This window comes from Mameliella sp. LZ-28 (genome assembly GCF_012274245.1).
Classification (GTDB): domain Bacteria; phylum Pseudomonadota; class Alphaproteobacteria; order Rhodobacterales; family Rhodobacteraceae; genus Antarctobacter; species Antarctobacter albus.
In genome coordinates this window covers 1-14386 of the sequence record NZ_JAANYX010000038.1, presented here as the reverse complement: position 1 = coordinate 14386, position 14386 = coordinate 1, and the positions used below count along the sequence as shown (strand labels likewise).

Annotated in this window: 9 protein-coding genes; 8 read left to right on the top strand and 1 reads right to left on the bottom strand. The window is 67.1% G+C overall.

Going from position 1 to position 14386, the window contains the following annotated elements; all coding sequences use genetic code 11:
- The first annotated feature begins 131 nt into the window (after positions 1 to 131).
- From G9Q80_RS26725 to G9Q80_RS26695, 7 genes are all read left to right on the top strand, one after another.
- A complete protein-coding gene (locus G9Q80_RS26725) occupies positions 132 to 5558 on the top strand; it encodes an alpha-2-macroglobulin family protein (RefSeq protein WP_088715883.1) in 5427 nt (1808 codons plus the stop codon).
- A complete protein-coding gene (locus G9Q80_RS26720) occupies positions 5555 to 6109 on the top strand; it encodes a putative glycolipid-binding domain-containing protein (RefSeq protein WP_088670092.1) in 555 nt (184 codons plus the stop codon). The genes G9Q80_RS26725 and G9Q80_RS26720 overlap by 4 nt, the downstream gene beginning before the upstream one ends.
- Positions 6106 to 8127: a penicillin-binding protein 1C gene (pbpC, locus tag G9Q80_RS26715; protein ID WP_088715882.1), complete on the top strand. Its 2022-nt coding sequence runs from the start codon at positions 6106 to 6108 to the stop codon at positions 8125 to 8127. The genes G9Q80_RS26720 and pbpC overlap by 4 nt, the downstream gene beginning before the upstream one ends.
- 258 nt (positions 8128 to 8385) lie before the next feature.
- Positions 8386 to 9798 carry an SH3 domain-containing protein gene (locus tag G9Q80_RS26710; RefSeq protein ID WP_157903856.1) on the top strand — a complete coding sequence of 471 codons (1413 nt, stop codon included), beginning with the start codon at positions 8386 to 8388 and terminating at the stop codon, positions 9796 to 9798.
- A gap of 98 nt (positions 9799 to 9896) precedes the next feature.
- Complete coding sequence (locus G9Q80_RS26705) at positions 9897 to 11318, top strand: SH3 domain-containing protein (RefSeq protein WP_088715880.1); 1422 nt, start codon at positions 9897 to 9899, stop codon at positions 11316 to 11318.
- Between the two features lie 78 nt (positions 11319 to 11396).
- Positions 11397 to 12044, top strand: a complete 648-nt coding sequence (locus G9Q80_RS26700) for a M15 family metallopeptidase (protein ID WP_069211253.1) — start codon at positions 11397 to 11399, stop codon at positions 12042 to 12044.
- A gap of 156 nt (positions 12045 to 12200) precedes the next feature.
- Positions 12201 to 13034, top strand: coding sequence for a hypothetical protein (locus G9Q80_RS26695; protein ID WP_052244544.1), 834 nt, complete (start codon positions 12201 to 12203; stop codon positions 13032 to 13034).
- Between the two features lie 29 nt (positions 13035 to 13063).
- On the opposite strand, the gene idi is transcribed toward G9Q80_RS26695, so the two are convergent.
- On the bottom strand, positions 13064 to 13600 hold the full coding sequence (idi, locus tag G9Q80_RS26690) for an isopentenyl-diphosphate Delta-isomerase (protein ID WP_074622439.1): 537 nt from the start codon (positions 13598 to 13600) through the stop codon (positions 13064 to 13066).
- Between the two features lie 212 nt (positions 13601 to 13812).
- On the opposite strand from idi, the gene G9Q80_RS26685 reads away from it, so the two are divergent.
- A partial coding sequence (locus G9Q80_RS26685) for an aminotransferase class I/II-fold pyridoxal phosphate-dependent enzyme (RefSeq protein ID WP_168246601.1) occupies positions 13813 to 14386 on the top strand: 574 nt, incomplete at its 3' end.

Sequence of the window (14386 nt, the reverse complement as noted above, 5' to 3'; positions counted from 1 at the left end):
CGAGGTGAACATCTCCTTAAACTACGGGCGTCAGCCCCGGCTTGGGTCAGGTTTCCCTGACCTTCCGAATCCTTGTTTTGCCCCCCGGCGCGTGCCACGATGAACCGCATTGTTCTGAAAGGAGCTTTTTGATGCGTCGCTTTGCTCTGGGCCTCGCCGCGGCCCTCTTTGGCTTGTCCTCTGCTCACGCGCAGGAGGCGATGCCGGACCGGCGGTACGTGGTCACCCGGGACATCGACTATGTGGGCAAGGACCTGCAAGAGCTCTTCGACACCACGCTTGATGCCTGCCAGCAGGCCTGCCTGGATGCCGAAGGATGCATCGCGTTCACTTTCAACAGCCGGACGAACGCCTGTTTCCCAAAGACTGAGGTGACGGACCGCGCCGCCTACGAAGGGGCGGTGTCTGGGCGCGTCGTCATCACCCCGCCCGAGGTTCTGGCCCGGGCCGAGACCCGGCGCGAAGACCTGGGTTTCCTGCGCGACGGTGACATCGACCGCGCTCGTGCCGAGGCGATGGATCTTGCCGTGCGCCACGGCGGCGGGCAATGGACCGTCCAGGCGTTGCTGGATGCGGCGACCCGGGCGCGTGACGAGGGCAACCTGCGCGATGCGATCCACTGGACCGGTGCGGCGCTGGCGCAGAACGATGATCCGGCGCTGTGGCTGCAGTATGGCCAGTGGTCGACCGACTACCTGCGCGAGGTGCAGGGCGCGGACAAGCGCAAGTATGGCCGCCGCGCCTTCCTGGCCTCGATCAATGCCTATCTGCGCACCGGCGACGATGCGCAGCGGATCACTGCGCTGTACGATCTGGCCCGCGCGCTGGAGGCCGACAAGCGCGGCCGCCTGATGATCCCCGCGCTGCGCCTGGCCGAAAGCATCGGCCCCCGCGCCGATGTCTCCGCGCTGCTGGACGATGCCATCGGCAAATACGGCTTTCGCGTCGACGATCACATTGTCGAGGCCGACAGCGCCACGCCGCGCATCTGCGCCAGCTTCAACGAGCCGCTGGTGCGCGTGGGGCAGGACTATGCGCCCTATGTCAAGCTGCCCGATCCGCGCCTCGCGGTGGTGCAGGATGACGAGCGGATCTGCGTGACCGGCGTCGAGCATGGCAGCCGCTATACAATCACCTTCCGCTCGGGCCTGCCCGCCAAGTCGGGCGAGGAACTGATCCGCGACGTGCCGATCACTGCCTATGTCAGCGACCGCACCCCGACCCTTGGCTTTCCGGGCCGGGCCTACGTTCTGCCGCGCACGGCGGATGCGGGCATTCCCATCGACACCGTCAACCTCGACGAGGTCGATCTGACCCTGCGCCGCGTGTCCGACCGCAACCTGGTGCGCGCGATCCAGGAAAACTACTTTGGCCGCCCGCTGGGCCGCTATGACGAAAACTACTTTGCCCGCGACGTGGCCGAGGAGATCTGGACCGGCACCGGCGTGGTGGAAAACCGCCTGAATGCTGACATGATGACCCGCCTGCCGATGGGTGAGGTCCTGGGCGACCTGCCGGCCGGGATCTATGCGCTGACCGCCGCCGTGCCGGACCCGAAACGCGGTGAAGGACGCCGCGCGACGCAGTGGTTCATCCTCTCCGACATCGGTCTGACGACCCTGCAGGGCACCGATGGCCTGACCGTCTTTGCCCGCGACCTTGGCGACGCCTCGCCGATGGCCGGGCTCGAGGTCTCGTTGCTGGCCGAGGCCAACCGCGTGCTGGAGACCGTGACAACCGATGCCGATGGCGTGGCGCGTTTCGCGCCGGGCCTGTTGCGCGGCAAGGGCGGTACGGCGCCCGCGCTGGTCATGGCCAAGAGGGGCGAGGAAGACCTTGCCTTCCTGTCGCTGACCGATCCGGCCTTTGACCTGTCCGACCGTGGCGTCGCGGGCCGCGCACCCGCCGGGCCGCTGGATGCTTTCGTCGCCACCGATCGCGGCGTCTATCGCGCGGGGGACGAGGTCAACGTGACCGCCCTGTTGCGGAATGCGCAGGCCGATGCGGTCAACGATGTGCCGCTGACCGCCGTTCTGACCCGGCCCGATGGCGTCGAATACTCCCGCCATATCTCGGACGGGGGGGATGCGGGCGGCCATGTCTTTACTCTGCCGCTCGGCCCGACGGTGCCGCGCGGCACCTGGCGGTTGGCCGTCTACGCCGACCCAAAGGGCGAGGCGCTGACCTCGGACACCCTGCTGGTCGAGGATTTCGTGCCCGAGCGCATTGATTTCGACCTGTCGCTGCCCGAGGGGCCGATCAACCCGCTGTCGCCGCCGCTGTTGGAGGTGGACGCACGGTATCTCTTTGGGGCCCCGGGCGCCGACCTGGACATCGAGGGCGAGTTGCGCCTGTCCACCGGCACCCGGCTGGATACCTTCCCCGGCTACCGCTTTGGCCGTCACGACGACAACGCGCTGACCCGGATCGAAAGCTTTGCCGCCGATCTGACCACGGATGCCGCAGGCGCCGCACAGCTGACCCTGCCGATGCCCGACATCGACCCCAAGGGCCGCCCGATGACGGCCACCGCCACCCTGCGCCTGTCCGAGGCCTCGGGGCGTCCGGTGGAACGTCTGATCTCGCGGTCCGTGGCCCCGCCGACCCCGATGATCGGGATCAAGCCCGCCGCCGAGGAATTCGCCGAAGGTGCCGAGGCGCGGTTCGAGGTGATCGCCGTGGGGCCGGACCTGCAACCGCAGGAGATGGAGGTCAGCTGGCAGGTCAACCGCGTGCGCACGCGCTACCAGTGGTATCAGAACTACGGCAATTGGTACTGGGAGCCGATGACAACCCGCGAGACCGTGGCCAAGGGCACCGGCACGCTGGGCGCCGACCCGCTGAAGATCGCGGCGGAGGTGGACTGGGGGCAGTACGAGGTCGTCGTGGAACGCGCCGACGGTGCCTACCTGGCCGCCTCGATGGGTTTTTCGGCAGGATGGTACGCGCCTGCCGATGCCGCCGACGCCCCTGACATGCTGGAACTGTCGCTGGACAAGCCCGCCTATCAGCCGGGCGACAGCGCAACCCTGCGCATGGTCCCACGTTACGCGGGCAAGGCGGTTGTCACCGTGCTGGCCGACCGCGTGATCTCCATGCAGGCGGTGGACGTGGCCGAGGGGGAAAACACCCTGACCCTGCCCGTGACCGAGGATTGGGGCGCCGGTGTCTATGTCACCGCGCAGGTGATCCGACCGATGGACGTGACGGCGGGCCAGAACCCGGCCCGCGCCCTGGGCCTGACCCATGCCAGCGTCGATCCCGGCGATGCCAAGTTGAAGGTCGGATTCGACGCGCCTGCGGAGAGCGCCCCGCGTGGGCCGCTGACCGCGAAGGTGCGGATCGACAACGTGACACCCGGTGAGCAGGCCTATGTCACCGTTGCTGCTGTCGACCTGGGGATCCTGAACCTGACGGGCTTCGACACGCCGGACCCGGCGGGTCATTACTTTGGCCAGCGCCGACTCGGGGTTGAAATCCGCGACATCTATGGCCGTCTGATCGACGGCATGAACGGCGCGATGGGCGCCGTGCGGTCCGGTGGTGACGGGGCCGCGGGCATGCGCCTGCAAAGTCCGCCGCCGACAGAGGCGACCGTCGCATTCTTCTCCGGCCAGTTGCCGGTGGGCGAGGATGGCACGGTCGAGGTCAGCTTTGACATTCCCGATTTCAACGGCACTGTCCGGCTGATGGCGGTGGCCTGGTCGCCCAAGGGGGTCGGCTCTGCCGAGGCGGACGTGCTGGTGCGCGACCCTGTGGTGATCTCGGCCTCGCTGCCGCGCTTCCTGTCGCCGGGCGACGAAAGCCGCCTGCTGCTGGAACTGACCCATGCCAAGGGTGAGGCCGGCGAGATGCCCCTGACCGTCACCGCCGATGGCGTGACGCTGGACACCGGCGCCCTGCCTGCGAACGTGACGCTGGGCGAGGGCGAAAAGACCGCGCTGGACATCCCGCTGACCGCGGGCGCCGTGGGCGACCACAAGATCCAGATCGCCGTGATCACGCCAGATGGCCAGCGCCTGACCAAGGACCTGACGCTGGGCGTGCGCTCGAACGATCCCGACGTGGGCACCACCCGCCGCATCCAGTTGGCCGCAGGTCAGACCTTTACGCTGGACGATCAGGTCTTTGCCAACCTTCGCCCCGCCGGTGCCTCGGCGATGGTTTCTGCCGGGCCGCTGGCGCGCTTCGATGTGCCGGGCATGCTGGCCTCGCTCGACCGTTACCCCTATGGCTGCACCGAGCAGGTGACGTCGAAGGCACTGCCGCTGCTCTACATGTCCGCGATTGCCGAGCCCCTGGGCCTGGGCGACACGGACCGCATCGACCTGCGCATCGAGCAATCCATCGCGCAGGTGCTGACCCGGCAGGCATCCAACGGGGCTTTCGGCCTCTGGGGCGCGTGGTCGGGTGATTTCTGGCTGGACGCCTATGTGACGGATTTCCTCAGCCGCGCCAAGGCGGCGGGTTACGAGGTGCCGGACACGGCCTGGCAGAACGCGCTCGACAACCTCAAGAACCGGATCGCCTATGCGCCGGACTTCGACAAGGGCGGGCAGGATATCGCCTATGCCCTGATGGTCCTGGCGCGAGAGGGTGAGGCCGCGATGGGCGACCTGCGCTACTACGCCGACGAAAAGGCGGCGGATTTCGCAACGCCGCTGGCACAGGCGCAACTGGGCGCCGCGCTGGCCAGTTATGGAGACCAGCCGCGCGCAGATGCGATGTTCGGCCGGGCCGCGGCCCGTCTGCTGGCCACGCCGGTGTCGACGAAACAAGGCTATCGTTCCGACTATGGCAGTTCCCTGCGCGACGCGGCGGGCCTGCTGGCCCTTGCGGTCGAGGCGCGGTCTGACCGGTTCGACCGCAACGACGTGGTGCGGCGGATTTCCTCTGTCGACCGTCCGCTGTCGACGCAGGAAAAAGCCTGGGCGCTCTTGGCGGCACACGCGATGGTGCAGGATCCGACCGTCTCCGGGCTTGCCCTGAATGGAGAGCCGCTGTCCGGTCCCTTCGTGCGCCGGATCGAGGCCGAGGGGTTGGAGCCTGTGAGCCTGACCAACACCTCGGACAAGCCGACCGACATCACCCTGACGACTCTTGGCAAGCCATTGGGCGCGACCGAGGCGACGGGGTATGGCTATGCGCTGACCCGCGAGTATTTCACGCTGGAGGGCGAGCCGGTTTCGGAGATCCGCGCGGGCGACCGCATGGTCGCCGTGCTGACCATCAAGCCTGCGGAAAAGACGGGCGCGCGCCTGATCCTCGACGATGCGCTGCCCGCGGGGTTCGAGATCGACAATCCCAGCCTGCTGCGCTCGGGCGATATCCGGGCGCTCGACTGGCTGGAACTGGCCAGCGCCGAACACACCGAGTTCCGTGCCGAGCGTTTCCTGGCCGCCATCAACCAGGAGTCGGACAAGCCGCTGAAGCTGGCCTATATCCTGCGGGCGGTCTCGCCCGGCACGTTCCACCACCCGGCGGCGCTGGTCGAGGACATGTACCGGCCCGAATACCGGGCGGTCACCGCCTCCGGCAGCGTGACGATCCTGCCATGAGCGGCGAGACGGTAGCGACGATCCACTGGCGGGCGCTGGACCGCGACGGGGAAGACAAGTGCCGCCTGGCGCGGCTTGACCAGGGCTGGATGCTGGTCGGTCATGCCCGGTTCCGCGATGCCACCGGCTGGGCCGCGCTGGACTACGTGATCCGCGTCGGCGCGGACTGGTGCACGACCAGTGCCGACATCACCGGCGACTACGGCGGTGATGCGGTCGCGCTGCGTCTTGCACGGGGTGAGGATGGCTGGACCGTGAACGAGGCCCCGCGCCCCGATCTGGCAGGGGCCGAGGACGTGGACCTGGCCTTTACCCCCGCGACCAACCTGATGCCCTTGAACCGCGTGCCAGAAGTCGGGCGGCTGGAGACGACATCGGCCTGGCTGCGCTTTCCCGGCCCGCAGGTGACACCGCTGACACAGGCCTACACCCGCGAACGCGGCGGGCTGGTGCGTTACGAGGCGCAGGAAACCGAGTTCGAAACCCATTTGTCGGTCGACACCCACGGATTTGTCACCCGTTACCCGGGCCTCTGGGAGGCGGATGTGTGAAACGGCTTGTCGTACTCGTCGTGCTGCTGTGGTCGGCGGCCTTCGCGCGCGACCGGTTCGACGATTTCATCGACGCCACGGAGATTCCGGTGCTGGTTCACGCGACCTCGCCTGAGGTTCGGGACCGTAACGGGCATCTTCTGCGCGCCTACACGATCGAAAACGGGCTCTGGCGCATGGAGGTCTCTCCGGACCAGGTCGACCCGCTGTTCTTCGAGATGCTGGTCGCCTACGAGGACAAGCGGTTCTACAGCCATCCCGGTGTCGATCTGCGCGCCACGATTCGGGCTGCCGGGCAGGCGATCCGGCATGGAGAAATCGTATCGGGCGCCTCGACCCTGACGATGCAGGTGGCGCGGTTGCTGGAGGACGGCACCACGGGGCAATGGCGCGGCAAGCTGCGGCAGATGCGGCTGGCGCTGGCGTTGGAACGGCGCCTGGACAAGCAAGAGATCCTGGCGCTCTACTTGCGGCTTGCGCCTTATGGCGGCAACGTCGAGGGGCTGCGCGCCGCCTCGCTGATCTGGCTGGGCAAAGAGCCCGCGCGGCTGACACCGGCCGAGGCGGCGCTGCTGGTCTCGCTGCCACAGGCCCCCGAGAGCCGCCGCCCTGACCGCCACCCCGAGGCGGCGCGGAACGCCCGCAACCGCGTGTTGCAGCGCATGGCCGGCGCCGGGGTGATCCCGATGGAGGCTGCGGAATCCGACAGTCTGGACCCGGCCCCCCTGGGCCGTCAGCCGATGCCGCAACTGGCCCCGCACATGGCCGACCGGGCAGTGGCGATGGGACCGGGCCGCCACGACCTGACGCTGGACCGGGATTTGCAGGCCGGGTTGGAGAAACTGGCCCGGAGGTACATGTCGGGCCGGGGTGAAAAGCTGTCGGTTGCCCTGGTGCTTGCGGATCACCAGAGCGGTGAAATCCTCGCCTCGGTCGGGTCCAAGGATTATACCGACATGGCCGCGCAGGGCTTTGTCGACATGACCACCGCGCAGAGGTCACCGGGCTCGACGCTGAAACCGCTGGTTTACGGGCTGGCCTTCGACCGCGGACTGGCCCATCCCGAGACGCTGATCCTGGACACGCCGGTCCAGTTCGGAACCTATGCGCCGCAGAATTTCGACGGCGAATACCGGGGAGAGCTGCCGGTACGCCGGGCGCTGCAACTGTCTCTGAACATCCCCGTTGTCCGCCTGACAGAGGCGCTGGGCCCGGCGCACCTGATGGCGGCGCTGGAACGGGCGATGGTCGATCCGGGTGTGCAGGGCGGTGCGCCGGGGCTGGCGCTGGCCTTGGGCGGCGTTGGCCTGACGCTCGAGGAGATGGTGCAGCTATATGCGGCGCTGGCACGAGGCGGCGAGGCGATCCCGTTGCGGTGGCGGGCCGGAGTGGACCCGGACAAGGCACCGTCGCAGCGCGTTCTCAGCCGCACCAGCGCCTGGCAGGTTGGCAACATCCTCGCCGACCTGCTGCCGCCCCCCTCGGCGGGGCCACCGGGGCGCGTGGCTTACAAGACAGGCACATCCTACGGGCATCGCGATGCCTGGGCACTGGGTTGGACCGGACAGCACGTGGCGGGGGTCTGGATCGGGCGGCCCGACGGCACGCCTGTGCCTGGCGCTTTTGGCGGCGACCTGGCGGCGCCGCTATTGTTCGAGGCGCTGGGCCGCGTCGAAAGCCGGTTCGAACCCTTGCCCCCGCCGCCGCCTGAGACGCTGCTGGTCAGCCGCGCGCAATTGCCCGAGACGCTGCAGCGTTTCGGGCCGCGCGACACGGTGGCCGAGTTGAAACTGACCTTCCCGCCCGAGGGCGCGCGGCTGGCGGCGACCGGGCTGGGCGTACCGATCAAGCTGCGTGGCGGTGTGCCGCCCTACACGCTGCTGGCGGATGGCGCCGTGCTGGCGACCGGTCTGCAAAGGCCCGAGTTCTTTGCTCCGCTCGCGGGGCCGGGATTTACGACCCTGTCGGTGATCGACGCCAAGGGGGCCGCGGGGCGGGTGTCGATCGAGTTGCGGTAGGGGCGGTATCGCCGCGCGATGCGCGGCGACCGGCGCGGGCTGCGCCCGCGTATCGGGGGCTCTGCCCCCCGCCTGCGGCGTCCCCCGGAGGTATTTTTCTGCCCAAAGAAACAGGGGTCTGTGCAGGATGTGCCAGTCCTGCGCATCGATGTGATTCGGCGAAGCCTTGCCATCCGATTCGGATCGGCAATTCCCCGCGCACAAAATGGCATTGACGTGCTAGAATCACCCAAAAGGTCCGAGCAGACGGAGCAAAACATGGCACAGGTGCTGTGGCGGCTGGCAATGGCCGCCGTCCTTCCGGTTTTCGCAGGCATGGCCCAGGCGGCGCAGATCACCCTGTCGGAAGGGCAGGACATGGGCTGTCAGTTGCGCATCGACGGCGAGATCGTCAGCGGCGATGCCGAGGCGTTGCGAGCGATCCTGGAAGACATGCCCTGGCCCGATGGCACCAGCCCGGTGGGGCAGCGCATTTGCCTGAACAGCCCCGGCGGCTCGCTGATCGAGGTGGTGCGCATGGCGGATATCGTCAAGGCGCGTTTCATGGGCACCGCCATCGCCGAGGGGGCCACCTGCGAGAGCACCTGCGCCCTGCTGTTCCTGTCCGGGCGCTTTTCGCATCCGGAATCCGATGGCGCGGCCATACCCGACCGGATCCTGCATCCGCGCGGGACACTTGGCTTTCATGCCCCGGCGCTGGTGGAGGAAGACCGCAACTATAGCCGGGACGAGGTCAACGCGGCCTATGCCCGGGCCCTGGGCAGCATGGGCGAGGTCTTGCGCGTCACCTCGGACATCCCCGAGTCGCTGTTCCTGACGATCCTGAACACGCCGGCCAGCGACATGAGTTACGTCGAGACGGTGGAACAGGCGGCGCGCTGGCAGATCGAGGTGGCACCGGTGTCCCTGACAGCCTCGGACATCGAATCCTCGTTGCGGTTTGCCTGTCTGAACGGTGACGGCGGCATGCTGGATCAGCGCGCGTCAGACAGTTACCTGTATGGCTCTGCCAACCTGCCTTTCACCTTTGGCAACCTTGGGCCGGACCGGGCACAGGTGACGTCGCGCGGCGGCTTCCGGGCCGAGGACTCGGCCAATTGCGAAATGACCTTGCGGGCCGACGGCGATCCCCTGGACCGGATAGGCTACCTTGTCATGGATGGCGCGGGAGCCAACGAGATCTCGCGTCGCGAGGTCTATCCCTACATGTTCCACGATCCGCGCCTGCCACTGTCCGCGCTGCCGGTGGTGCGCAGCCCGGCCGAAACCGGCGAGCAGATCTTTTTCGCCGCGATCCAGGCGGCTGCGCGCGCGGAACTCTCCGAAGTCGAGATCCGGTCCTGCTGGCTGCTGAACCCTGAGGCGCGGATCGTCAACGTCAACGAATACGTCAACCTGCGCGGCGGACCGGGGTTCGAGGCCGAGGTGCTGCGGCAGGTGCCGCTGGGGGAAAGGGTGCGGGTGATTGCCACCCAGGACCTGCGGACGCCCGAAGGCGGTGACAGGGCGCGCAGCTGCATGAAGGCCTGCAACAACCTGGCGCTGGACAACGGGGACGCGGACCTGCGGGCCCAAGTGGACCGTTGCATCGAGGGCAATGTCTTTTGGTACGAGATCCGCGACGGATCGGGCACCGCCGGTTACGTCAGTCGCAAGTTCCTGGCGGATTGATCGGGTCGCTGGCGGCTGCGCCGCTGTGCATTCCCGGCTTCGTGTGATTCCGGAGCCGTGCTAGCCTTTGGACTGTATTTCGCAGCAGGAGCCCCGATATGACCAGCGCGCTTCGCCTCCTCCTCCTTGCCGTCTTCTGTTTCCATGTCCTGACCGGGACCCGGCCCGCCTCGGCGGCGACCATCACCCGGGGTGGCGATGCGGTCATGGGGTGCAGGCTCTCGATTTCAGGGCAGATCGAGGAGGGGGATGCGGATGCCCTGCGCGCCCTGCTGGACCAGATTGGCTTTACCGCCGATTACTCGCCGGTCGGACGCCGCATCTGCCTGGATTCCCCCGGTGGAGGCTTGCGCGAGGCGCTGGCGATGGCCGACCTGATCGGGGAGCGTGCCTATGGCACCGCCGTACCCGCAGGCGCTGCCTGTGAAAGCGCCTGCGCCGTCATTTTCCTGGCGGGCCGCTACCGCCATCCCGAGGCGGGCGGCGCCCATAGCAACGACAGGCTGCTGCATCCGCGGGGCAGGCTGGGCTTTCATGCGCCCTCTCTGTTGCTGGGGGATCGCGCCTATACGCGTGACGAGGTCGATACCGCCTATGCCATCGCGCTGGATAGCATGGCGGGGGTATTGCGGCACCGCGCAGACATGGGCACAGCGATCCCGGATTCCCTGTTCCTGGCGTTGCTGGGCACGCCACCCTTCGAGATGACATATGTCGAGACGGTCGGTCAGGCCGCGCAATGGGAGATCGCGGTAGCGCCGGTGGCCTTTCCCGCCGACAACGCGCAACAGGCGCTGAGCAATCTCTGCTGGCACGTCGATTCCGGCCTGATCGATTATCCGCTTCAGTCGGAGCCGAGGCCGCTCGATTTCACCTACGAGGATATCGACGATACATCGGTTTACGCCCTCAGCAACCGCAGGTTCCGCTACGAGGGCTCTGCCCGCTGTGAACTGCGCATCTTCGGAGATTACGGACCTGTCCGCTACATGGGCGGGGCCTCTTACACCGGCGGCGCAACCGATCAGGACATCAGCGGGCAGGCGTTTCCCTACATGCTGTACCCGCCGGACACGCCCATCGCGGATCTGCCGGTCTGGACCGAGGGGGATGACGCCCATGTCCGCTCCTTTTTCCGCGCGGTGCAGGATCCCGGATCGGCTGGTGGCGCTGTCGGCGGGTTCAACAACTGCCGCCTGGCCAGCACCTCGGCCCGGGTCATCAACGTCAATGAATTCGTCAACCTGCGCGCCGCGCCCGGCCTGCGCGCGCCCATCGTCGGGCAGGTGCGGCTGGCGGACCGGGTGCAGGTGCCCGACACCGGTCGCCTTTTGCCCCTGCGTGACAGTGAACGCGGACAGGAGTGCCTGAATTTCTGCCGTGCGCTGACCGAATACCCGTCATCAGAGGACGTCCGGCGCCGGGCCGAAGGCTGCATTGCCGAGAACATGCTGTGGTACCAGGTCGTCGCGCCAGACGGGAACACGGGGTTCGTCAGTCGGCATTTCCTGGCCGAGTGACTGACGGATAATCTGACTTGCGGTGCCCGGTCAGGCTGGCTTCCCTGAGGCAGAGGCGACATGAGCAGGAGAGACAGGATGCGAAAGATCCTTTGGGCCGGAGTTTTGGGGATGGTTTGTTCGGCCTCGATGGCCGGCGCGCAGGCGCGGGGCACGGCCCAGCCGATCCCTGATGCCACCTGGGCCGCGATGCAGGGTGTCAGCTGGCACGCGAACCTGCCGTGTCCGGCACGCGAAGACCTGCGCCTGCTGACCGTGCCCTATGTGGATTTCAAGGGTCGCACCCGGCAGGGAGAGCTGATCGTTGCCGCCGATGTGTCCAGGGACATCCTGGACATCTTCGCCGATATTCACGCCGCCGGGTACCCGATCCAGAGCATGCGGCTGGTGCATCACTTTCGCGGAGATGACGGGTTTTCGATGGCGGCCAACAACACAAGCGCCTTCAATTGCCGTGTCGTGGCGGGGACTTCGCGTCTGTCCCAACATGCGCTTGGCCGCGCCATCGACATCAACCCGGTGCAGAATCCCTTTGTCACCGGCGGTCGCACCTCGCCTTCTGCGGGGGTCGACTACGACGATCCGGGAGAACGGGGCGCACGGCCCCGGGGGGTGATCGTTGCCGGGGATGCCGTGGTGACAGCCTTCAGGAAACGCGGCTGGGGCTGGGGCGGCGACTGGACCTCGATGAAGGATTACCAGCACTTCTCTGCCACCGGGAACTGAGAAGACAGCGGATAACCGCGCCCCGGCGGTTGAGGTCGGGGATACCGTAATTGAATGACCGCGCGCGTCGGCGCCCAATGGATGACAGGTTGGCAGACCAGTCTGCCCCGTTTTTCCGCACCGGGCCGCGCCCGGCTATTTTCAGAGGAAACAGATATGAAACCGAATTTTATTAATCGCCTCGCAGGGGCGGGTCTTGCCGCCCTCGTCACCTTGACCGTCTCCGGCGCAGCCGAGGCCCAGCAGTGGGTTTCTCGGCATGGCATGACCAGCGCGCAATACCAGTCATGGTTCGACACCTACAAGGCGCAGGGCTATCGCCTGGCCGATATCGACGCCTACAGCGTGGGCGGCAAGGGCTATTACGCCGCCATCTGGTCGAAATCCGGCGGTGGCGCCTGGGTTGCGCGTCACGGGCTGCAGGCGCCCGCCTACCAGCAGACCTTCGACAACCTGACCGCCAAGGGTTATGCCCCGGCCTTCATCGATGCGATGAGCCTCGGCTCCGGGCTGTTCGCGGGGTTCTGGCAAAAGTCGGGCGGTGCCTGGGTCGCGCGGCACGGATTGTCAGGCCAGAAATACCAGCAGGAATTCAACAAGTGGGTCGGGCAGGGCTACCGGCTGGTGGATGTCTCGGGTTACTCGGTGAACGGTCAGGCCCGCTATGCCGCGATCTGGAAGAAACAGGGCGGCAGCGCCTGGCAGGCGCGCCACGGCATGAGCAGTGCCAGCTACCAGCAGACCTTTGACGCGATGAAGGCACAGGGTTATCGCCCGGTGCACGTTGACGGCTACACGGTGAACGGCAAGCCTTACTTTGCGGCCATCTGGGACAAGGGCAAGGGCGGCTGGGTCGCCCGGCACAATCTGACCTCGTCGCAATACCAGGCAGAATTCGACAAGTGGGTCGGTCAGGGATACCGCCTTGTGGATGTGTCGGGATACGAGGCCGGCGGCAAGGCCCGATATGCCGCCATCTGGCATCGCTGAGCAGGCGCCACAACGTCAGGGGCGCGGTGTCAGTCCGCCGCCCCCTTGTCTGCGCCAAAGACCAGGCCCGCATGCCGTTCCAGGTAGATGCGCAGCCAGGGCGTGAACCGATCCGGCGTCTCGCGCACTTCGGCCTCCAGATCGCGGCGCGGGACCCAGCGGATGTCCATGACTTCCTCGGGGTTCGGTGCCAGCGTCATCCCGGGCCCCGCTTCGGCCCGAAAGATCTCGACCACCTCGTGTTCGATCATGCCGCCGCCCACCCCGGCCCGGTATTCCACCTGTCCCATGTGATGGGGCACGACGCCCGTGATGCCCAGTTCGTCCTGCAGCCGCCGCATCGCGCAGGCGGCTGCGGTTTCGTCCCAGTCGGGGTGGGTGCAGCAGGTATTCGCCCAAAGCCCGGGTGTGTGGTACTTGCTCAGGGCCCGGCGCTGGATCAGCACTTGGTCCCCGCGGGTGACAAAAACTGACACGGCCTTGTGTTTCAGGCCGCGTTCGTGGGCTTCCAGCTTTTCCACCGGTTGCAGGGTGCCATCCACCCAGGCGGGGATCATGATCGTCATGGCAGTCCGGGGCTTGGCCCCTCGTGATGGGTCAGGATTGATCACTTATAGCGGCAGGGGCGGGGTCTTTGCACGCCGAAACAGCGGGGCCCCTCGTTCACCTCCGGAAAACCGGACTGTGCCATGCTGCCCGGTGCCCCTAGGCTGCATGGGCATTTGCCTGTGCCGGGACAGCCCGGCCGGGCCCCGAAGATTGAGACCGGAGACGACCGATGGATTTCGACGCGCTGTTCGCTGCCCAACTGGACAACCTCAAGGCAGAGGGCAACTACCGCGTCTTCGCCGAGCTGGAGCGGGACTGCGAGACCTTCCCCAAGGCCCGGCGCCGGGCCGTGGGGGGTGCGCAGGATCTCACCGTCTGGTGTTCGAACGACTACCTCGGGATGGGCCAGCATCCGGCGGTTCGCGCGCGGATGAAGGAGGTGGTGGATCAGTGCGGCACCGGGGCGGGCGGCACGCGCAACATATCCGGCACCAATGCGCATCACGTCGCTCTGGAGGCGGAACTCGCCGACCTGCACGGCAAGGAGGCGGCGCTGCTCTTCACCTCGGGCTATGTCTCGAACTGGGCCGCGCTTTCGACGCTCGGCAGCCGTTTGGCGGATGCGGTCATCCTCTCGGACGCGGCCAATCACGCCAGCATGATCGAGGGCATCCGCCATTCCCGCGCCCGCAAGGTGATCTGGAAACACAACGACCCCGAGGACCTGGACCGCAAGCTGGCGGCGCTGCCCGCCAACGCGCCCAAGATCGTCGCCTTCGAATCCGTCTACTCGATGGATGGCG